This is a genomic window from Methylobacterium sp. NMS14P, from assembly GCF_028583545.1.
Lineage (GTDB): Bacteria > Pseudomonadota > Alphaproteobacteria > Rhizobiales > Beijerinckiaceae > Methylobacterium.
Map to the genome: position 1 here is coordinate 5,465,794 of NZ_CP087106.1, position 21,106 is coordinate 5,486,899.

A 21,106-nucleotide genomic window follows, 5' to 3' on the forward strand; every position below is an offset into this window, starting at 1 on the left:
GTCGGGTCTCGATCTGCGTAACACGGGGCAGGGTTGTGTTGGTGCGCCGCGACACGCGCCGCGCCGCGCGCCGGCGGCTCCCCGACCGCGCGGATCACGCGGCGTAGCGGTCGAGGGCCAGATCGTCGCTCGCGATCTCGGGGGCCCGGCCGGACACGAGGTCGGCGAGCAGGCGGCCCGAGCCGCAGGCCATGGTCCAGCCGAGGGTGCCGTGACCGGTGTTGGTGAACAGGTTCCCGACCCGCGTGCCCCCGACGATCGGCGTGCCGTCCGGCGTCATCGGCCGCAGGCCGGTCCAGAACGCGGCCCGGTCGAGGTCGCCGCCCGCGGGGAAGAGATCCTGCACCGAGCGCGCGAGGGTCTCGCGGCGCGGCAGGCGCAGGGCGCTGCTGAACCCGGCGAGTTCGGCGGTGCCGCCGACGCGGATGCGGTCGCCGAGCCGGGTGATCGCGACCTTGTAGGTCTCGTCCATCACCGTCGAGACCGGCGCGGCCTCCGCGTCGGTGATCGGCAGCGTCAGGGAGTAGCCCTTCACCGGGTAGACCGGCAGCGCGATCCCGAGGGGGCGCAGCAGGGCCGGCGTGTAGCTGCCCAGCGCCGCCACGTAGGCATCCGCCCGCAGGAGGTCGCCGTCGGCGGTCTCCACCGCCGTCACCCGGTCCCCGGCGTGATGCAGGCGCGCGATCGCCGTGCGGTAGCGGAAGGTGACGCCGAGGCCCTCGCAGATCGCAGCGAGGCGCTGCGTGAACAGGTGCGCGTCGCCGGTCTCGTCGCCCGGCAGCCGCAGGCCGCCGACGAAGACGTCGCGCACGGCGGCGAGCGCCGGCTCGGCACTGACGCAGCCGGCCGGGTCCAGCACCGTGTAGGGCACGCCGTAGGCGTCGAGGACGCGGGTGTCGTCGCCGACATGGTCGAGCTGCTTTTGCGTCCGGAAGAGCTGGAGCGTGCCCTTCTCCCGGTGGTCGTAGGCGATGCCGGTCTCGGTGCGCAGGTCGCGCAGCGCGTCGCGGCTGTACTCGGCGAGCCGGACCATGCGGCCCTTGTTCCGCTGGTAGGCCTCCTCGGTGCAGTTCGCGAGCATGCGCGTGAGCCACGCGTAGAGGCGGGGCTCGAGCCGCGGCCACAGCACCAGGGGGCGGTGCCGCATCATCAGCCACTTGAGCGCCTTCACGGGGATCCCGGGCGCCGCCCAGGGGGCCGAGTAGCCGGGCGAGACCTGCCCGGCATTGGCGAAGCTGGTCTCTAAACCCGAGCCGGGCTGGCGCTCCAGCACGGTGACCTGATGGCCGGCCCGCGCGAGGTAGTAGGCCGAGGTGACGCCGACGACGCCGCCGCCGAGGATGAGGACGTGCATGGCGGGCCTCAGGCTCCGAGGTAGACGCGGTGGAAGCGGTGGCCGAGGCTGGTCAGGACCTCGTAGCCGATCGTGCCGGCCGCGGCCGCGACGGCGTCGACGTCGCGCTCCGGCCCGACGATGTCGACGAGCGCCCCCGGCCCGAGGGTGCCGGGCGCCACGTCGGTGACGTCGAGGACGAGGCTGTCCATCGAGACGCGCCCGACCACGGGCAGCCGGACGCCGCCGAACCACGCCGCGCCGCCCGCATTGCTGCGGAAGAACCCGTCCGCGTAGCCGATCGCGACCGTGGCGAGGCGGCTGTCCCGGGCGACCGTGGCCGCGTGCCCGTAGCCGACCGGCGTGCCCGCCGGGACGCGGCGCGTCTGCATCACCCGGGCCCGCAGGCCGATCACCGGCCGCATCGGGTTCGGCGCGCCCTCCTGCGGTGCGATCCCGTAGAGGGCGGCGCCGGGGCGCACCAGGTCGAGGTGGAAGTCTGAACCGAGGAAGATCCCCGAAGAGGCCGCGAGGCTCGCCGGCACCGTCGGCAGGCGCTGCCGGACCGCCCGGAAGACGGAGAGCTGCGCCGCGTTGACCGGGCTGTCCGGCTCGCCCGCGCAGGCGAGGTGGCTCATCACCAGCCGCAGATCGACGCCCGCGAGAGCGTCCGGCCGGTCGAGGAGCGCGCCGACCTCGTCCGGCGCGAGGCCGAAGCGGGCCATGCCGGTGTCGACCTGAAGGATCGCCGGCAGGCGCCGCGCGCGCTGCCGGGCCAGGCCCTGCCAGCCGCCGAGCTGGGACAGGTCGTTGAGGACGGGCACGAGGTCGTGGTCCGCGCAGGCCGCCTCGCTGCCCGGGGCGGCGCCGTTGAGCACGGCGATCACCGCGCCGGGGCCGAGGATGGACCGGAGGGCGACGCCCTCGCCGACCTGGGCGACGAAGAAGTGCCGGCAGCCCGCGGCGGCCAGGACCGGCGCGACCCGGTCGGCGCCGAGGCCGTAGGCGTCCGCCTTGACGACGGCCGCGCAGGCGGCCGTCCCGGCTCGCGCGGCGAGCAGGCGGTAATTCTCCGCGACGGCCGCGAGATCGATCGTGAGGAGGGCGGAGGCCGTCCCGGCCGGGCCCGCATCGGGCCGGAGCTCGCGGTCGATCATGCTCATGGCGGCCCTCGGAACGGCGCTCGGATGCAGTGCCGGAAGGCTACACGAAGGATCGTCGAACGAGCGTGCATCCTGTCGAAGGGATTTGAGTTTCGAGCTTGGCCGTGAAAATATCAGCGGCCAGTTCGAAGATCCTGCGAGGCGCGCGTGGACGCGATCGACCGCCGCATCATCCAGGCCCTGCGCGGCGACGGCCGGATCAGCAACGCGGATCTCGCCGCGGCGGTCGGCCTGTCGGCGTCCGCCTGCCATCGCCGCGTGCGGCTGCTGGAGGAATCTGGCGTCATCCGGGGCTACACGGCGCTGATCGGCGGCGCGGTCGACGGCCCGGGCCTCGTGGTCCTCACGCAGTTCACCCTGGACCGCCAGACCGAGGACTATCTCAACCGGTTCGAGGCGGCCGTGCGGCGCTGTCCCGAGGTGCAGGATTGCTATCTGATGACCGGGACGGCCGATTATCTCGTGAAGCTCAAGGTGATCGACGCGGCCGACTACGAGCGGCTTCACAAGGATGTCCTGTCGCGGCTGCCGGGAGTCGCCCGGCTGCAATCGAGCTTCGCCATCCGGACCGTCGTGGCCGCCGGCCGGCCGCTCTGAAGGGAGCCCCGCCATGACGCCGAGCATCGAACCGCACGGGGACGCCCCCTGCGACCTGCGCCTCCACGACGCCGCCCTCGCCGACGGAAGCCGGGCAACCATCGACATCCTGGGCGACCGCGTGGCGGCGCTGCGGGACCCCGGCGCGCAGCTTCCGATCGCTGGCCGCACGATCGATCTCGGCGGCGCCCTGCTGCTGCCGGGCCTGTCGGACGGGCACGTCCACCTCGACAAGTGCCTGCTCGGCCTGCCGTGGCGCCCGCACGCGGCGGCGGGGTCCGTCCGCGCGATCATCGACGACGAGAAGGCGTTCCGCCGCGCCACGCGGATCCCGCTCGCCGAGCAGGGCGCCGAGGCGCTGCTCGAACGCATGCTCCGCGGCGGCACGACCAGCCTGCGGACCCATGTCGACGTCGACGACGTCACGCGGCTCGACCACCTCGCCCAGATCCTCGACCTGCGGGCGCGCTGGGCCGACCGCCTGCAGATCCAGATCGTCGCCTTCCCGCAGAGCGGGATCCTGGGCTGCCCGCCGGTCGCCGACGACCTGGACGCGGCCCTGCGGATGGGGGCCGACCTCGTCGGCGGCCTCGACCCCGTCGGCATCGACGGCGACCGCGACGGTCACCTGGACATCGTCTTCGCCCTGGCCGAGCGGCACGGACGGGGCATCGACATCCATCTCCACGAGGGCGGCGCGGCCGGCCTCGCCACGATCGCGGCGATCGCGGCCCGCACCGAGGCGGCCGGGCTCGGCGGGCAAGTCACGATCAGCCACGCCTTCGCCCTCGCGGAGGCCGACGACTTGGAACTCGGCCGGATCGCCGAGGCCCTGAACCGGGCCGGCGTCGCGATCCTCAGCAGCGTGCCGGGCGGGGCCCGATGCCCGCCGATCCCGCGACTGCGCGCGCTCGGCGTCCCGGTCTGCCTCGGCACCGACAACGTCCGCGACTGCTGGAACCCCGCGACGGTGACCAGCATGGTCGCCCGCGCCCAGCTCGCCGCCTACCGGTTCGACCTGCGCACCGACGCGGACCTCGCGGCGCTGCTGGCGCCGGTCACCGCCGTCCCGGCGCGGGTGCTGGGCCTCGGTCCGGGCGCGGTGGCGCCCGGCGCGCGGGCCGACCTGATCGCCTTCGCGGCCGGCGGCGTGCCGCAGGTGATCGCGGAGCGCCAGGACCCCGTGCTCGTCGTGGCGCGGGGCGCCGTCGCGCTCGACCGGCGCGGCGCGGCCGCAGGAGCCCCGCTAGCGTGAACGACCGCGCGCTCCGCTACCTCCTCGCCGTCGTGCGCGCGGGCTCGGTCCGGGCGGCCGCCGAGGTCCTGAACGTCGCCGCCTCGGCGGTGAGCCGGCAGATCATCGAGCTGGAGGCGCAGGTCGGCGAGACCCTGCTCGAGCGCCTGCCCCGGGGCGTCGTCCCCACCGAGGCCGGCCGTCTGGTCGCCGAGCACGCGCAGCGGCAAGCCGACGAGGCGGCCCTGCTGGAGGACCAGCTGAAGCGCCTGCGCGGGGTGCAGCGGGGCACGGTCAGCCTGCGCTGCGGCGCCGGCTTCCTGATCGACCTCCTCGACAACGCGCTGGCCGGCTTCGCGCAGGACCATCCGGGCATCGCCTATCAGGTCGAGATCGGCACGACCGACGGGATCCTCGCGGCGATCGCCCGGGGGGACGCGGATATCGGCCTCGTCTACAACCCGCCCGCGCACCCGGATGTCCGCGGGATCGTCTCCGCCCGGCAGCCGCTCCTCGCCGTCCTGCCGAACGGGCATCCCCTCGCCGACGGGGCGGCGCCGGTCCCGCTGCGGAGCTTCGCCACCGAGCCCGCCGCGCTCCTGCCCCCCGACCACGGGGTGCGCCAGCTGATTGGCCGCGTCGAGGCCGACGGCGGCTTCCGGCTGGTGCCGCGGCTGGAGACGGCGTCCTTCGAGCTGCACCGCCGCTTCGTCATGGCCGCCATGGGCGTCGCCTTCCTGCCCCGCTTCGTGGTCGCGGCCGAGCTGCGCGACGGCCTCCTCGCGGCTTTGCCGCTGCGCGACGCCATCCTGTCGGAGGCGAGCGCCCACCTCGTCATCCGCGCGGGGCGGCGCCTGCCCGAGGGCGCGGCGCGGCTGCTCGGCTGGCTGGCCGACCACATGGTGGCCTTCCGGCCGCCGACCTGACGCGAGCGTGCTGAATTTCCGCACGGAACGTTCAGAAATCGGCTGTTGTCGCAACACTCGACTGCCGGAATTATCGTGCTGCTTCGTGAGGACGGATCGGCATGACCATCGCAACGGTAGGGGTCGTCGGGCTCGGCAACATGGGTCTGGGCATGGCCGCGACCCTGGCCCGCAAGGGTTTCGCGGTCCTGGGCTACGACCTCAGTCCGGCCCGGCGCCCCGCCGCCGAGGCGGCCGGCGTCACCGTCCTCGACGCCCTCAACGACGTGCTCGGCCGGGCCGACGCCCTGGTGTTCTCGCTGCCGCTGGCGCGGGACGTGGAGGCGGTGGTCACCGCGGAGGGCGGGCTCCTGTCCCGGACCGACCGGAAGGTGGTGGTGATCGACACCTCGACCTCGGATCCCGGCACGACCCGGCGCCTCGCCGAGCGCCTCGCCGCGGCCGGTCACGCGCTCCTCGACGCCCCGGTGAGCGGCGGCCCCTCCGGCGCCGCCGAGGGCACCCTGACCATGATGATCGGCGGGGCCGCGGCGGATTACGAACTGGCCCGGCCGGTCCTGGAGGCGATGTCGGCCCGCGCGCCGCATGTCGGGCCGTCGGGCGCTGGCAACATCGTCAAGCTCGTCAACAACCTGCTGGTCGCGGCCCATCTGGTGACCACCGGAGAGGCCCTGCGCCTGTCCGAGGCGGCGGGCCTCTCGGCCGAGGAGGCCGTCAAGGTCGTCAACACCGCCACCGGCCGCAGCGCGATCAGCGAGGTCATGGTCCCGCGCTGGGTCCAGTCCGGCACCTTCGACAGCGGCTTCTCGGCCGGCCTGATGCGCAAGGACGTGCGCCTCGCCCTCGAACTCGCCGAAGAATGCGGGATCGACCTGCCGCTCTCCGCCGAGGTGAAGCGGATCTGGCAGGCGACGCAGGCCGCCATCCCCGACACGGCCGACTTCACCCGCATGGCCGATTACCGCGATCCCAAGGGAGCCCACTGATGTCCGGCACGCCGCACTCGCCCGCCGCCGACCGGGTCGGCGCCCTCCTGGCCGACCTGCTGCCGGGCGGCCGCATCGGCAGCGTCGTGGCCGGTGAGATCCTCGCCGGGACCGGCGCCGCCCTCGATCTCACCAACCCCGCCGACGGCGGCGTGCTGGCAAGCTTCGCCGATGCCGGGCCGTCGGTCGTCGCGGCCGCCATGGCGGCGGCCCGCGACGCCCAGCGCGCGTGGTGGGGCATGAGCGCCGCCGCCCGCGGTCGCGCGATGTGGGCCGTGGCCGCCCTGGTCCGGCAGCACGCCGGCGCGCTCGCCGAGCTGGAGACCCTGTCGGCCGGCAAGCCGATCCGCGACACGCGCGGCGAGGTCGCGAAGGTCGCCGAGATGTTCGAGTACTACGCCGGCTGGTGCGACAAGCTGCACGGCGACGTCATCCCGGTCCCGACCTCGCACCTGAACTACACCCGCCACGAGCCCTTCGGCACCGTGGTGCAGATCACGCCCTGGAACGCCCCGATCTTCACCGCGGGCTGGCAGATCGCGCCGGCGATCTGCGCCGGCAACGCCGTGGTGCTGAAGCCCTCCGAGCTGACGCCCCTGACCTCGCTCGCCCTCGGCCTGCTCTGCGACCGCGCCGAGGGGATGCCGCGCGGCCTCGTCTCGGTGCTGGCTGGCGCCGGCCCGACCACCGGCGCCGCCGCGGTGGCCCATCCCGAGACCCGGCTGGTCGTGTTCGTGGGCTCGGCCGAGGCGGGCGCGCAGATCGCCGCCGCGGCGGCCCGCGCCATCGTGCCGAGCGTGCTGGAGCTCGGCGGCAAGTCGGCCAACATCGTGTTCGCCGACGCCGACCTCGACCGGGCGCTGATCGGCGCGCAGGCCGCGATCTTCGGCGGCGCCGGCCAGAGCTGCGTCGCGGGCTCCCGGCTCCTCGTGCACCGCTCGATCCACGCGTCCTTCGTCGAGCGCCTGTCCCGCGCCGCCGCGCGCATCCCGGTGGGCGCGCCGACCGACCCGGAGACGCAGATCGGCCCGATCAACAACCGGCGCCAGCGGGACAAGATCGCCGGCATGGTCGAGGCCGCCGCGGGGGCGGGCGCCACGATCGCGGCGGGCGGGGCCTGCCCCGCGTCCCTGCGCGATACGGGCGGCTTCTACTACGGCCCGACCATCGTGGACGGCGTCGCGCCGGACGCGGCGATCGCCCGGGAGGAGGTGTTCGGCCCGGTCCTGGCGGTCCTGCCGTTCGACGGCGAGGACGAGGCGGTCGCGCTGGCCAACGGCACGCCCTACGGCCTCGCCGGCGCGGTCTGGACCGGCGACGGCGGGCGCGGCCACCGGGTCGCGGCGGCTTTGCGGGCCGGCACCGTCTGGGTGAACGGCTACAAGACCATCAACGTGGCCTCGCCCTTCGGCGGCTTCGGCCGCTCGGGCTTCGGCCGCTCCTCGGGCCGCGAGGCGCTGATGGCCTACACCCAGACCAAGAGCGTCTGGGTCGAGACCGCCGCCGAGCCGGCCGTGACCTTCGGCTACGTGGGCTAGAGCTGTGCCCGACCGCGTCGCGACAGACTGAGCAGCGAGCGGCGCGGGTTCCGACAGCGCGACGGTTCCCCCTCTCCCGCACGGGAGAGGGTCGGGGTGAGGGACGAGAAGGTTCAGAATCGAGCGCGCCATCGCGGCGGGTACAGGTCACGCCTCATCCGGAAAGACCTGGATCCCTCACCCTGTCCCTCTCCCGCACGGGAGAGGGGACCCGCGCTCCATCCGGCTCGGGCACGCCCCGCGGCGGCGTCCGCGCAGCGATCTACCGACAAGCCGGCGATCAAGATCGGCACGCACAGCAACGGGTGCCCCCAAGGGGGCCAAGGAGGATGACGATGGCGGGGGAACTGTTTGCGACGAACACGCGGCCGGCCGTGCCGCCCGTCTCGGGCGGGGGCAAGCTGACGCTGTTCCTGCTCGCCCTCGTCATCGTCGTCATCGCGGAGGCGATCGGCAACGTCAGCATCCCGGTGGGCGCCGGCAAGATCGTGCTGCTGCCGCTGCTCTGGGCCCTGCTCCTCGGCGGCGCGCTGGGGCTGATGAGCCCGCGCCTGCCCGAGCCGCTGCGGCTGTCGGGCGCCCTGCAGAACGCGGCCGGCGCCTACCTGCAGCCGGCACTCCTGATCTTCATCGCCAAGCTCGGCCTGCTCGTCGGCGGCTCGCTGCCGAAGATCCTCGCCTCGGGCTGGGCCCTGGCCTTCCAGGAATTCGGCCACTTCTTCGGCACGATGGTGTTCGGCCTGCCGGTCGCGCTCCTGCTCGGCATCAAGCGCGAGGCGATCGGCGCGACCTTCTCGGTCGGCCGTGAGCCCAGCCTCGCCATCATCGGCGAGCGCTACGGCATGGACTCGCCGGAGGGGCGCGGCGTGCTGGCCGAGTACCTGACCGGCACGGTGTTCGGCGCGGTGTTCATCGCCCTGCTGGCCGGGCTGATCACCAGCTTAGGGATCTTCAACCCGCTGGCGCTGGCGATGGGGGCCGGCGTCGGCTCCGGCAGCATGATGGCCGCGGCCTCGGGGGCGATCGCGGCCCAGCAGACGCCCGAGGTCGCCAAGGATGTCGCCACCTTCGCGGCGGCCAGCAACCTCGTCACCACCACGATCGGCACGTACTTCACCCTGTTCCTGTCGCTGCCCTTCACGATCTGGGCCTACGGCAAGCTGGAGCCGATCCTCGGCCGCAACCGGCCGGACGCCGCCCGCCCGGCGGCCGCCGAGCCGCAGGGCGCCGCGCCGGCCCATCAGGAGGTGCGGATCGGCCTCGGCGAGACCGTGCTCGCGTGGATCCTGATCGGCGCCTACGGGCTGATCGGCAACTGGCTGACCTACGGAATCGTCCCCGACGCGAGCGTCGTCGCCGGGATGGCGATCATCATCGGCACCGTCCTGGCCGGCTGGGGCCTGTACCTGCTCCTCGGCCGGCGCCTGCCCGCCGTCCTCTGGGTCTCGATCATCGGCATGGCGCTGACCTATCCCGGCACGCCCTACGCCGCCGAGATCGCCGCCCTGACCGGCAAGCTCAACTTCCTGGCGCTGGCCACGCCGATCCTGACCTTCGCGGGGCTCTCGGTCGCCAAGGACGTGCCCGCCTTCCGCCGCCTCGGCTGGCGGATCGTCGTGGTCTCGTTCATGGCCAATGCCGGGACGTTCCTCGGCGCTGCCCTCATCGCGCAGTTCTTCATGCACGCGCCGCTGGGGTGAACCGCCGCGCCGATCGGCGTAGGGTCCGGACGGGGGATCGAGGCGCTCCGGCAGCCTCCGGCATTTGAGAGAGGTCGCATGCGCATCGAGGCGGAGACCGTGGAGCGGATGGTCGCGTGGCGGCGCGACCTGCACGCCCATCCCGAGCTGGCCTTCCAAGAGGTCCGCACGGCGGAGCTCGTCGCCCGCGAACTGGCCGCCTGCGGCCTGTCGGTGAGGACCGGGCTCGGCCGCACCGGCGTGGTCGGGACCCTGAGCCGGGGCGACGGCCCGACCGTCGGCCTGCGGGCCGACATGGACGCCCTGCCGATCCAGGAGACGACCGGCGCCGCGCACGCGTCCCGGACGCCCGGCGTGATGCATGCCTGCGGCCATGACGGCCACGTGGCGATGCTGCTCGGCGCGGCCCGGCACCTCGCGTCGCGCACCGACCTGTCCGGCACGGTGCACTTCATCTTCCAGCCGGCGGAGGAGTGCGAGGGCGGCGGGCGCGCCATGGTCGAGGACGGCCTGTTCCGGCTGTTCCCGTGCGATTCCGTCTACGGCCTGCACAACTGGCCTGGTTTGCCGCTGGGGACCTTCGCGACCCGGGTCGGCGCCATCATGGCCTCCCTCGACACGTTCGAGATCGCGGTCGCCGGGTTCGGCACCCACGCGGCCATGCCGGAGCGCGGCACCGACACGCTGGTGGTCGCCTCCGAGATCGTCCTCGCCCTGCAGACCATCGTGAGCCGCCGGATCGCCCCCACGGACCCGGTCGTGCTCAGCGTCACGCAGATCCACGGCGGCGACGCCTACAACGTCATCCCCGAGCACGCGGTCATCCGCGGCACGGTCCGCTGCCTGGACGAGGCCGTGCGCAAGCGCGTCGCCGAACTCGTCCAGGCCATCGCGGGCGGCACGGCCGCCACGCACGGCGCCCGCGCGGAGGTGGCCTACCGGTTCGGATACCCCGCCACCGTCAACACCGCCGACGCCGTCGGCAACGCCCTGGAGGCGGCAGGAACCGTCCCGGACATCACCGCGCGCCGCGGCGAGGTCGGACCCTCCATGGCGTCGGAGGATTTCGCCTACATGCTCGAGGCCTGCCCCGGCGCCTACGCGTGGATCGGGACCGACGGGACGCGCAAGAGCCTGCCGCTCCACAATCCGGGCTACGACTTCAACGACGAGGCCCTGCCGGTCGGCGCCGCCTACTGGGCCGCGCTGGGGGTGCACAGCCTCAGGACGTGACACGGCGGTTGTCCTGAGAGACCGCCCGCGCCGGAGGCGCGGGCGGTCCCGACGGCGGGTCTCAGGCCGCCATCGGCCCGTAGCGCCGGTGACCCTTCACGTCGAAGCGGTCGAGCATCATGACCTTGTCCCAGGCCTTGACGAAGTCCGCCACGAAGCGCCGCTGGCCGTCGCTGCCCGCGTAGGCGTCGGCGATGGACCGGAGCTGCGCGTTCGACCCGAACACGAGGTCGCTGCGGGTCGCCTCGAACTTCGTCTGCCCGATCGCGCGGTCCTTGAGCGCGAAGGACATCCCGTCCGCATCCGCCTTCTCCCAGACCAGATCGACGTCGGTCAGGTTGCGGAAGAAGTCGGTCGTCAGCACCCCGACCCGGTCCGTCAGGACGCCCCGGTTCGACCCGTCGTGGTTGGCGTTGAGGGCGCGCAGGCCGCCGGTCAGGACGGTCCATTCCGGGGCCGTCAGCGTCAGCAGGTTCGCCTTGTCGAGGAACATCTCCTCCGGTGAGACGCTGCGCGTCATCTGCCCGAAGCCGTCGTCGACGTAGTTGCGGAACCCGTCCACCACCGGCTTCAGCCACTCGAACATCTCGAGGTCGGTGAGCGCCTGGGTGGTGTCCACCCGGCCCGGCGTGAACGGGACCGGCGTCTCGACCCCGGCGTCGCGGGCCGCCTTCTCCACGGCGACGCAGCCGCCCAGCACGATCAGGTCCGCCAGCGAGATCTTCTTGCCGTCGCTGCGGCCGCCGTTGAAGGTCGCCATCACGCCGCGCAGGGCGTCGACCACGGACGCGGCCCGCCGGTTGACGGCCCAGTCCTTCTGCGGCGCGAGGGCGAGGCGGCCGCCGTTGGCCCCGCCGCGCTTGTCGCTGTCGCGGTAGGTCGAGGCCGCCGAGAAGGCCGTGAAGGCCAGGTCCGAGACCGACAGGCCCGTGCCGGAGATCGCCTGCTTCAGCGCGGCGATCTCGGCCGCGCCGACGAGGTCGTAGTCCCGCTCGGGCAGCGGATCCTGCCACAGCAGCCCGTCCTCGATCACCGCCTCCGGGCCGAGGTAGCGGTGCTTCGGGCCCATGTCGCGGTGGGTGAGCTTGTACCACGCCTTGGAGAAGGCCTGGGTGAAGGCGTCGAAGTCGTCGAGGAACTTCTCGCAGACCTTCCGGTAGTCGGGATCGACCTTCAGGGCGATGTCGGACGTCATCATCATCAGCGGGTGCATCTGCCCCGCGACGTGGGCGTCCGGCGTCTTCGGCGCGGCGGGATCCTTCGGCGTCCACTGCAGGGCGCCCGCCGGGCTCTTGGTCTGCTCCCATTCGAACTTGAAGAGGTTCTCCAGGTAGGCGTTGTCCCACTGCGTCGGATCGGGGGTCCAGCTGCCCTCGATGCCGTTGGTCATCGTGTCCTTGCCGGAGCCCGCGCCCTTCGGGTTGTGCCAGCCCAGGCCCATCGCCTCCATCGGCGCCATCTCGGGCGGCGGCCCGATCTCCCTGGCCGGCACCATGCCGTGGCTCTTGCCGAAGGCGTGGCCGCCCGCGATCAGCGCCACGGTCTCCTCGTCGTTCATCGCCATGCGGGTGAAGGTGATCCGGATGTCGCGCGCGGAGGCCAGGGGGTCGCCGCTCGCGTAGGGGCCCTCCGGGTTCACGTAGATCAGCGCCTGGTGGGAGGCGGCCAGCGGGTTCTCCAGGTCATAATCGGCGTCGCCGTTCTTGCCCCGCCAGCGCTTGTCGCGGTTGACCATGTCGTCGAAGCTCGAGACCGAGCCCATCTCGACCACCTCCGGGCCCCAGTAGGTGGCGTTGTCCGCCTCCCAGGCATCGAGGCGGCCGGCGGCGAAGCCGTAGGTCGGCAGGCCCATGATCTCGAGGGCGCAGTTGCCGGTCAGGACCATCAGGTCGGCCCACGACAGGGCGTTGCCGTACTTGTGCTTGATCGGCTGCAGGAGACGCCGCGACTTGTCGGTATTGCCGTTGTCCCACCAGCTCGAGATCGGGGCGAAACGCTGCAGGCCGGTGCCGGCGCCGCCGCGCCCGTCGGCGATCCGGTAGGTGCCGGCCGAGTGCCAGGCCATGCGGATCATCTGCGGGCCGTAATTGCCGTAGTCGGACGGCCACCACTCCACCGACGAGGTCAGGAACTGCTTGATGTCGCGCTTGAGCGCCGCGAAGTCGATCTTGGCGAACTCGGCCGCGTAGTCGAAATCCGGGCCGAGCGGGTCGGCCGCCAGCCCGTTCTGATGGAGCACCTCCACCCGCAGGCGATGAGGGTACCAGTTCTCCAGCGTCGGCCGGTTGCCGAGGGCGCCGCCGATCCGGTCGCCGCCGAACGGACACTTGCCCTCCATGTGAAACGACGTCGTGTCCGTCTTGTCGATCGTCTCGCTCATCGGGTGGTCCCCCTCGGTGTTGAGCCGCCGTCGACGGCCCGCGCGGAGGGCACGGGGACGGGACGGTGCAGTGGTCCGAACCCTCGGGAAATCCCCGTCGCGCTCGAAGCTGCTGACGAAATGAGGCAGCCCCCCGCGGGATCAAGTTCGGAGTGCCTCGAAGTCTCGGCCGAGGCTGTGACCGGATGTCCCGTAATCGAGTCGATGACGTCGTCGTGAACCGCAGGGTGGCGGCACGACCGTAAGATTCGACTGTGACGCGTCCGAACCTGGCGATCGACGATTTCGGCGCCGCCGTCGAACGGCAGCACAGGGAACAACTTCCCCGATCCTAGGGCACGCGGCGACGCGAGCCGGCCCGGCGGCATCCCCGCCCGCGCGACAAAGACCATTGGCTACGCTCGACGATGATCATACAGTCATACACATGACCGCAACCTCCGCGCCGCAGCCCGATCTCCGACTGCCGCTCTATCAGCGCCTGCGGGACGAGATCGCCTTCCAGATCGCCCGCAACGTGTGGCGCTCGGGCGAACCGATCCCCACGGAGGCGGAACTGGCGGCGACCCACCGCGTCGCCATCGGCACCGTGCGCAAGGCGATCGACGTCCTCGTCGCCGACGGTCTCGTCGAGCGGCAGCAGGGTCGCGGCACCTTCGTGCGGCGGCCGCGCTTCGACCGGTCCCTGTTCCGGTTCTTCCGGCATCTCGGACCGGACGGCACGCAGGCGGTGCCGGAGGGGCGGATCCTGTCGCGCGAGGCCCGTCCGGCCCCTGCGGCCGTCCGAGAGGCCCTCGGCCTGGACGCGCTCGGCGCGGCGATCCGCCTGATCCGGACGCGCCACCTGCAGGGGCGCCCGATCCTGTCCGAGGCGATCTGGCTGCCGGCCAAGCGGTTCGCGCCGATCCTCCAGGCCCCGCTGACGGAGATCGGCGACCTCATCTACCCCGCCTACGAGCGCCTCTGCGGCGAGATCGTCGCCCGCGCCGAGGAGACCCTGACCGTCGGCATCGCCGACGCGGCCGACGCGGAGCGCCTCGCGATCGCCGACGGAGACCCGGTCGTGGTCATCGAGCGCCTCGCCTTCGGCTTCGATGCCCGCCCGATCGAGTGGCGCGTGACCCGCGGCGCGGCCAAGGACTTCCGGTATCACGTCGACATCCGCTGAAAGGCCGGCGCCTTGACGCGCCGGCGCCTGCGTGCTCATCTATTCATATAAATGACTAGTCCTCTTCGGGGGACGGAGGAAAGCCCGTGTTCCGCTGGTACCGAGAAGTCGGTCCGGCCGAGCGTCGCACCTTCTGGGCCTGTCTGGGCGGGTGGTCGCTCGACGCCCTGGACGTGCAGATGTTCAGCCTCGCCATCCCCGCGCTGGTCGCGAGCTTCGGGCTCAGCCGCTCGGAGGCCGGTCTGATCGGCGCGGTAACGCTCGTCGCGGCGGCGCTCGGCGGGTGGCTCGGCGGCCTCGCGGCGGACCGGATCGGCCGCGTCCGGGCCCTCCAGATCACGGTGCTGTGGTTCGCGGTCGCGACCTTCCTGGCGGCCTTCGCGCAGAGCTTCGCCCAGCTGCTGACCCTGAAGGCGCTGCAGGGGATCGGATTCGGCGCCGAGTGGGCGGCCGGCGCCGCGCTGATGGCGGAGGCGATCGGTCCCGCGCACCGCGGCCGGGCGCTGGGCGCCGTGCAGGGGGGCTGGGCGCTCGGCTGGGGTGCGGCCGTGCTCCTGTCCACCGCGGCCTTCTCGGTGCTGGATCCGGAGACCGCCTGGCGGGTCCTGTTCGCCTGCGGCCTCGCGCCCGCGCTCCTCCTGCTCTACCTCCGGCGCTCGGTCCCGGAGCCGGCGCGACCGGCCGGGGGGCCGGCCCGGCCGCCGGCCGGATCGCTCGCGATCTTCGCGCCCGGCCTGCGCCGGGTCACGGTGCTCGCGACGCTGCTCGGTCTGGGCGCCCACGGGGGCTTCCACGCCCTGTTCACGTGGCTGCCGACCTACCTGAGCGTCGAGCGCGGCGCCTCGGTCCTCGGCACCGGGCTCTACCTCGCCATCATCATCGCGGCGTTCGGCCTGGGCTGTCTCGTCGCCGGCGGCCTCGTGGACCGGCTCGGGCGCCGCCGGACGGTGGCGCTCTACGCCGCCGGCTGCATGGCCCTGGTCGTCCTGTACCTGCTGCTGCCGGCCGGCGGCACGGGCCTGCTCCTCCTCGGGGCACCCCTCGGCTTCTGCACGGCCGGCATCCCCGCGAGCCTCGCGGCCCTGTTTAGCGAACTCTTCCCGGACGGCCTGCGCGGGACCGGGATGGGCTTCTGCTACAATGCCGGGCGCCTCGCCTCCGGCCTGCTGCCCCTCGGCGTCGGCCTGCTCAGCGAGATCTGCGGCCTCGGCCCGGCGATCGGCCTGGCGGCCCTCAGTGCCTACGGGCTCGTCCTCCTCGCCGTCGCGCTCCTGCCGGATCGGCAGTCCGGCGGCGCGCCGATCCCCCAGACCGTGAGATGATCCGATGAACCGGCGCCTGTTCTGCCGCACCCTGCTCGCGGGCGGCGTCACGCTCGCACTTCCGGCCCGCGGCCGCGCGGCTGAGACCGGCTCCGCCTCCGACCGCGTGGCCGCGGTGGACACCCACGCCCACGTCTTCACCCGGGCCCTGACCCTCACGGGCGACCGGCGCTACGCCCCCGACTACGACGCGAGCATCGCCGATTACCGCGCCATGCTGGACCGGAACGGCATGGCCCGCGGCGTGCTGATCCAGCCGAGCTTCCTCGGCACCGACAACGGCTACATGGTCTCGGCCCTGCGGTCCGCGCCGGAGCGGCTGCGCGGTATCGCCGTGCTGGCCCCGGAGGCCGAGACCGCCACCCTGCGCGACCTCGCCGGCCAGGGCGTCGTCGGCCTGCGCCTCAACCTGATCGGCCGGCCGGACCCGGATTTCGCCAGCCCGGTCTGGCGCGCCCACCTCGCGCGCGTGGCGGATCTCGGCTGGCAGATCGAGGTCCAGGCCGAGGCGCGGCGCCTGGCGCGGCTGCTGCCGCCGCTGGTCGAGGCGGGCGTCCCCGTGGTGGTCGATCACTTCGGCCGGATCGACCCTGCCCTCGGCATCGCCGATCCGGGCTTCGCCGACCTGCTCGGCTTCGGCCGCGGCGGCCGCGTCTGGGTCAAGCTCTCGGGCGCCTACCGCATCGGCAGCGGCGAGGCCGGCCGGCAGACGGCGCTGCAGGCCGCCGAGCGCCTGCGCGGTGCCTTCGGGGCGCAGCGCCTGCTCTGGGGCAGCGACTGGCCGCACACGCAGTTCGAGACCCAGGCCAGCCCCGCCGGGGCCCGGCGCGACCTCGACGCCTGGGTGCCGGACCCGGCCGAGCGCCGGATCGTCCTGGCCGACACGCCCGCCGCCCTCTTCCGCTTCGACCGCTAGGCCGAGGCGGGCCCGCCCGAATTCCAGCGAGGACAGGACCATGGCAACACCGACCACGCCCCACGCGGCGGACGCGGCCGCCTTCGAGAGCCGAACGATGCGGAAGGTCGGCCTGCGCCTGATCCCCTTCCTCGTGCTCTGCTACTTCATCGCCTACGTCGACCGGGTGAATGTCGGCTTCGCGGCGCTGACCATGAACCACGATCTCGGCCTCTCCGCCGCGGCCTTCGGCCTGGGCGGCGGCCTGTTCTTCGTCGCCTACGTCCTGTTCGAGGTGCCGAGCAACCTCGCGATGGAGCGCGTCGGCGCGCGGATCTGGATCGCGCGGATCATGATCACCTGGGGGCTCGTCGGCATCGGCTCGGCCTTCGTCACCGGTCCGCTCAGCTTCGCCACGGCCCGCTTCCTGCTGGGCGCGGCCGAGGCCGGCTTCTTCCCCGGCGTGATCCTGTACCTGACCTACTGGTTCCCCAAGGCCTACCGGGCGCGGATCGTGGCGATGTTCATGGTCGCGATCCCGCTCTCCAGCTTCTTCGGCTCGCCGCTCTCGGCGGCGCTGCTCACCCTCGACGGCGCCGCGTCCCTGCGCGGCTGGCAGTGGCTGCTGATCATGGAGGCGGTCCCGGCCGTCCTGCTCGGCGTCGCCGCCCTCGCGCTGCTGCCGAGCCGGCCGGCCGAGGCGACCTTCCTGAGCCCGGCGGAGCGCGGCTGGCTGACGGACCGGCTGGAGACCGAGCGGCGCGCCGCCGAGGCGAGCGCCGGGCACCACGCCCACGGCCTCGCGGCGGTCTGGGCGGTGCTCGCGAGCCGGCAGGTCTGGCTCCTCGCCGTGATCTACGCGGGCAGCTCGGCCACCAGCAACACGCTGTCCCTCTGGATGCCGCAGATCCTCAAGGGGTTCGGCCTCAGCAACCTGCAGACCGGCCTGCTGAACATGATCCCGTTCGGCATCGCCTCGGTCTTCATGATCGTCTGGGGCCTGCGGGCGGACCGCAGCGGCGAGCGGATCTGGAGCACGGCCCTGCCGCTGGCGCTGACCTCGGTGAGCTTCGCCCTGACGCTGCTGACGGGCTCGCTCTGGATGACGCTGGTCCTGCTGTCGCTGGTCCTGCTCGGCAACTACGCGATCAAGGGCCCGTTCTTCGCGCTGGCGACCGAGACGCTGCCGCCGGCCCAGACGGCCGCCGGCATCGCGGCGATCAACACCCTGGCGCATCTCGGCACCGGGGCGATCACCTCGCTGATCGGGGTGCTGCGCGAGCAGACCGGCAGCTTCCCCGTCGCCCTGCTGCCGCTCTGCGCGCTCACCGGCATCGGCTGCGCCCTGGTCTTCTGGATCGGCCGGCACCAGCCGCGGGCAGCGGCTGTCGGGGCGGCCCCGTCGGCCGCGCGGGTCTGAGGCGGCGGAGGCGACGCTCAGGTCGGCTGGCCGAGGATCCCCAGGATCTCCCGGCGCAGCCGCACGATCTCGGGATCGTCGCGGTGGCGCGGATAGGGCGCCGCGACCGGCAGCTCGGCCCGGATCGCGGCCGGGCGGTCGGAGAGCACGATCACGCGCTCGGCCAGCACCAGCGCCTCCTCAACGTCGTGGGTGACGAGGAGCGCGGTGAAGCGCTTCTCCTGCCAGAGCCGCAGGATCTCGGCCTGCATGGCCAGCCGCGTCAGGGCGTCGAGCTTGCCCAGCGGCTCGTCGAGGAGCAGCAGGCGCGGCTCGTTGACGAGCGCCCGGGCGAGGGCCGCCCGCTGCGCCATGCCGCCGGAGAGCTGGTGCGGGTAGACATCCGCGAAACCGGTCAGGCCGACGAGCCCCAGCGCCTGGTCGACCCGGGCCGCCCGCGACCGCCCGACGCCGCGGGCCTCCAGCCCCAGGGCGACGTTGCCGCGCACGGTCCGCCACGGATAAAGGGTCGGGTCCTGGAAGACGAGGAGCCGGGACGGGTCCGGGCCCTCCACCAAGTCGCCGTCGACCCGGATCGCGCCCTGGTCGGGCGGCTCCAGGCCGGCGACGAGCCGCAGCAGGGTGGACTTGCCGCAGCCCGAGGGGCCGAGCAGCGCCACGAAGCCGCCGGGCTCCACGTCGAGGCTCACGCGGTCGAGGACCGGCAGGGGCGCCCCGCGGATCGCGAAGGCGTGGCTGACGGCCTCCACCGCCAGGCGGGCCCCGGCGCTCTGGGCGGCGGGACGTTCGAGGGTCGCGGCGGCTACCATTGCACCAGCCCCTTCTGCCACGCGAGCAGGCGGTCGCGCAGGCGGAACAGCAGCGTGATCAGGGAGGAGCACATCAGCGCCATCACGATCAGCGCCGCGTACATGTTGGCGTAGGCGGCCCAGCCCTGCGCCCACTGGAGGTACCAGCCGAGGCCGGACTTCACGCCGAGCATCTCGGCGACGACCAGCACCGCGAAGGAGCCGCCGAGCCCCATGAACAGCCCGACGAAGACGTGCGGCAGCGCCGCCGGGATCGCCACGCGCAGGATCAGGAAGCCGCGCGAGGCGCCGAGCGTCCGCGCCACGTCGAAATAGGCCTTGTTGACGCCCGCCACCCCCGACCAGGTCAGCACCGTGACCGGGAAGCCGGTGGCGAGCGCCACCAGGAAGGTGCTGGCCGACCACGAGGACGGGAAGACGAAGAAGGCGAGGGGCAGCCACGCCGTGGCCGGCAGCGGCCCGACGAAGCGCAGCACCGGATGGGCCCAGTAGCCCACCGCCCGGAAGCTGCCGATGGCGACGCCCAGGACGAAGCCGGTCGCCGCCCCGATGGCGTAGCCGCCGGAGAGCAGGATCAGCGAGTTGAGGATGCTGCCGCCGAGCTTCGGCCAGTCGTCGAGGAAGACCTCCACGATCGCCTGGGGCGACGGGAAGAACGGCATCGGCAGCAGGGCGAACTTCGCCGTGACCGCCTCCCAGATCAGCAGCGCCACCGCCAGCACCGTGAGCCACGGGCTCCAGTACCGCAGCCGCGACCCGAGAGGGCCGAGGCGGGCGGCGACGGGCGCGAGCGCCAGGAGGGCGAGGCCGAGCGCCGCCGCACCGGACGCGAAGGCCGCGGTCTCGGGCAGGTCGTCCGCCTCGGGCAGGCCGAGGGCCACGCCGGCCAGGGCGAGCCAGGCGGCGCCGGCGAGGACGATCCGCCAGGGCGGCCGCGGCAGCCTTCGGGACGGGGCGGCGGCCCGCGGGGCGACGCCGGCTGTGATGCTTCCGGACATGGCGCGCCTCAGCTCAGCACGTCGGCGTAGATCCGCTCGGCGAACTTCGCCGTGTCGGTGGACCGCCGGAAGACGTTCACCTGCTTCAGCTCGTCCCCGTAGAGCGCGAGCTGCTGCTTGAGGCGCGCACCCACCGGGCTGTCGCCGTGATTCTGGCTGCGCAGCATCGCGGCCAGGTCCGCGATCGAGCCCTTGCCGCCGTAGCCGGAGAATGCCCGGGCCGCCGTCTCGGGATCCCGGTGGACGGCGTGGCCGCCCTCCAGGATCGCCCGGGTCAGCGCGGCCGCCACCGCCCGGTCGTTCCGGATCAGGCTGCCGCGGGCCGCGACGACGCAGCAGGTGCGGTCGGCGTACTCGCCCGACAGGTTGGTGGCGACCTCGGTGAAGCGCGGATCCTTCAGCCAGATCCAGGTCCGAGGGTCGGAATCGGCGAGCGCCTGGGCCTCGCCCTTCTCCACCGCGAGGTTCAGCAGGTCGGCCGGGTACTGCCGCCACTCCACCCCGCTCTCGGGATCGATCCCCGCCTTGGCGAGCAGCAGGCCGAAGAAGTTCTTGGCCGGGCTCGCCTGATCGCTGATCGCGATGGTCTTGCCCTTCAGCCCGGCAATGTCGGTGATGCCGGCCGATCTGGTGCTGAGCAGCCGCATGCAGCCGCCGTGCAGCCCCGCCGTGATCTTCACGTCGAAACCCTGCTCCAGGGGCTTGAGCCAGCGCAGGGCCATGCCGATCCCGGCATCGGCCTTGCCGGTGGCGATGGCCTCCAGCAGCGTCTCCGTGGCGCCGCCGAAATTCACGAACTCCACGTCGAGCCCGTGCTTGGCGAAGATGCCCTGCTCCTTGGCGAGCGGCGCCGCGGCCGTGCAGATGGACGTGGCGTTCCAGGCCAGCTTGACCGTCCGGAGCGGGCCCGTCGGCGCCTCCGCGGCGGCCGGCCGGCAGAGCGGGCCGGGATCGAACGGCGCGCCCGGCCCGGGCGCCCAGGCCCGGCCGGTGCCCATGCCGAGGCCGAGCGGCAGCGCGGCCGCCGCCGCGCCGACCTGGAGCAGGCGCCGCCGCGAGGGCGACGGATCGGACGGAGGGCTGCCCGGGTGGGAGGGCGCGTCGGTCATCTCGGGTCTCCGGGCCGCGCGACCGCGCGGCGGGAACGGCGCACGTCACCGCCCCGGTCGCGTGACCGGGCGGATCTGGCGTCCGCATCGTTGGGGGATGATCCGTCGAGGGATCAGGGGTCCGAGTATTCGATCGCGACCGGAACGAGTCAACGAAAGCGTATCCTCTATTTCCCCGCGATCGGGCAAGATCATTCACGCTCCGGCCGCTGGCCGCAGCGCTTTATCGCCTCCTCCCGTCGGCGGCGTGCGGCTCTCGTCGGTCTCCTCGCGCCCGGATTGCGGCCGATGACCG

General features: G+C 73.2%; 17 protein-coding genes. 11 read left to right on the plus strand and 6 right to left on the minus strand.

From position 1 onward, the window contains the following. Nucleotides 1-94: 94 nt before the first annotated feature. Both LOK46_RS25960 and alr read right to left on the minus strand, forming a co-directional pair. Nucleotides 95-1,354, minus strand: a complete 1,260-nt coding sequence (locus LOK46_RS25960; protein WP_273561218.1) for a D-amino acid dehydrogenase — start codon at nucleotides 1,352-1,354, stop codon at nucleotides 95-97. 8 nt (nucleotides 1,355-1,362) lie between these two features. Beyond that, complete coding sequence (gene alr, locus LOK46_RS25965; RefSeq protein WP_273561219.1) at nucleotides 1,363-2,496, minus strand: alanine racemase; 1,134 nt, start codon at nucleotides 2,494-2,496, stop codon at nucleotides 1,363-1,365. A gap of 147 nt (nucleotides 2,497-2,643) precedes the next feature. On the opposite strand from alr, the gene LOK46_RS25970 reads away from it, so the two are divergent. From LOK46_RS25970 to LOK46_RS26000, 7 genes are all read left to right on the plus strand, one after another. Then, nucleotides 2,644-3,093, plus strand: coding sequence for an Lrp/AsnC family transcriptional regulator (locus LOK46_RS25970; RefSeq protein WP_192710968.1), 450 nt, complete (start codon nucleotides 2,644-2,646; stop codon nucleotides 3,091-3,093). A 13-nt stretch (nucleotides 3,094-3,106) separates the two neighbouring features. Continuing rightward, nucleotides 3,107-4,348, plus strand: coding sequence for an amidohydrolase (locus LOK46_RS25975; RefSeq protein WP_273561220.1), 1,242 nt, complete (start codon nucleotides 3,107-3,109; stop codon nucleotides 4,346-4,348). After that, the gene (locus LOK46_RS25980) at nucleotides 4,345-5,253 is read left to right on the plus strand and encodes a LysR family transcriptional regulator (protein WP_273561221.1); all 909 of its coding nucleotides are present in this window, start codon (nucleotides 4,345-4,347) and stop codon (nucleotides 5,251-5,253) included. Before LOK46_RS25975 ends, LOK46_RS25980 begins: the two co-directional genes overlap by 4 nt. A gap of 101 nt (nucleotides 5,254-5,354) precedes the next feature. Further along, nucleotides 5,355-6,239, plus strand: a complete 885-nt coding sequence (locus LOK46_RS25985) for an NAD(P)-dependent oxidoreductase (RefSeq protein WP_273561222.1) — start codon at nucleotides 5,355-5,357, stop codon at nucleotides 6,237-6,239. After that, nucleotides 6,239-7,777: an aldehyde dehydrogenase family protein gene (locus LOK46_RS25990; protein ID WP_273561223.1), complete on the plus strand. Its 1,539-nt coding sequence runs from the start codon at nucleotides 6,239-6,241 to the stop codon at nucleotides 7,775-7,777. Before LOK46_RS25985 ends, LOK46_RS25990 begins: the two co-directional genes overlap by 1 nt. 329 nt (nucleotides 7,778-8,106) lie before the next feature. After that, nucleotides 8,107-9,477, plus strand: a complete 1,371-nt coding sequence (locus LOK46_RS25995; protein ID WP_443192848.1) for a DUF3100 domain-containing protein — start codon at nucleotides 8,107-8,109, stop codon at nucleotides 9,475-9,477. 78 nt (nucleotides 9,478-9,555) lie between these two features. After that, nucleotides 9,556-10,710 carry a M20 aminoacylase family protein gene (locus tag LOK46_RS26000; RefSeq protein WP_273561225.1) on the plus strand — a complete coding sequence of 385 codons (1,155 nt, stop codon included), beginning with the start codon at nucleotides 9,556-9,558 and terminating at the stop codon, nucleotides 10,708-10,710. Between the two features lie 61 nt (nucleotides 10,711-10,771). Here LOK46_RS26000 and katG read toward each other — a convergent pair whose 3' ends face one another. Beyond that, the gene (gene katG / locus LOK46_RS26005) at nucleotides 10,772-13,090 is read right to left on the minus strand and encodes a catalase/peroxidase HPI (protein ID WP_273561226.1); all 2,319 of its coding nucleotides are present in this window, start codon (nucleotides 13,088-13,090) and stop codon (nucleotides 10,772-10,774) included. Nucleotides 13,091-13,517: 427 nt separating this feature from the next. Between katG and LOK46_RS26010 the strand changes: the two genes are divergently transcribed. The 4 genes from LOK46_RS26010 to LOK46_RS26025 all read left to right on the plus strand — a co-directional run bounded on the left by LOK46_RS26010 (nucleotide 13,518) and on the right by LOK46_RS26025 (nucleotide 17,895). After that, complete coding sequence (locus LOK46_RS26010) at nucleotides 13,518-14,258, plus strand: GntR family transcriptional regulator (protein WP_273561227.1); 741 nt, start codon at nucleotides 13,518-13,520, stop codon at nucleotides 14,256-14,258. Between the two features lie 86 nt (nucleotides 14,259-14,344). Then, on the plus strand, nucleotides 14,345-15,580 hold the full coding sequence (locus tag LOK46_RS26015; RefSeq protein WP_273561228.1) for an MFS transporter: 1,236 nt from the start codon (nucleotides 14,345-14,347) through the stop codon (nucleotides 15,578-15,580). A gap of 4 nt (nucleotides 15,581-15,584) precedes the next feature. Next, on the plus strand, nucleotides 15,585-16,496 hold the full coding sequence (locus LOK46_RS26020; RefSeq protein ID WP_273561229.1) for an amidohydrolase family protein: 912 nt from the start codon (nucleotides 15,585-15,587) through the stop codon (nucleotides 16,494-16,496). Nucleotides 16,497-16,536: 40 nt separating this feature from the next. Continuing rightward, nucleotides 16,537-17,895 carry an MFS transporter gene (locus LOK46_RS26025; protein WP_273561230.1) on the plus strand — a complete coding sequence of 453 codons (1,359 nt, stop codon included), beginning with the start codon at nucleotides 16,537-16,539 and terminating at the stop codon, nucleotides 17,893-17,895. A gap of 17 nt (nucleotides 17,896-17,912) precedes the next feature. On the opposite strand, the gene LOK46_RS26030 is transcribed toward LOK46_RS26025, so the two are convergent. Genes LOK46_RS26030 through LOK46_RS26040 form a run of 3 tightly spaced genes read right to left on the minus strand, consistent with a single transcriptional unit; the run spans nucleotide 17,913 to nucleotide 20,811 of the window. Further along, the gene (locus tag LOK46_RS26030; RefSeq protein WP_273561231.1) at nucleotides 17,913-18,704 is read right to left on the minus strand and encodes an ABC transporter ATP-binding protein; all 792 of its coding nucleotides are present in this window, start codon (nucleotides 18,702-18,704) and stop codon (nucleotides 17,913-17,915) included. Continuing rightward, nucleotides 18,698-19,702: an ABC transporter permease gene (locus LOK46_RS26035; protein WP_273561232.1), complete on the minus strand. Its 1,005-nt coding sequence runs from the start codon at nucleotides 19,700-19,702 to the stop codon at nucleotides 18,698-18,700. Before LOK46_RS26035 ends, LOK46_RS26030 begins: the two co-directional genes overlap by 7 nt. Nucleotides 19,703-19,710: 8 nt before the next feature. Continuing rightward, nucleotides 19,711-20,811: an ABC transporter substrate-binding protein gene (locus tag LOK46_RS26040; RefSeq protein ID WP_273561233.1), complete on the minus strand. Its 1,101-nt coding sequence runs from the start codon at nucleotides 20,809-20,811 to the stop codon at nucleotides 19,711-19,713. Nucleotides 20,812-21,106 lie beyond the last annotated feature (295 nt).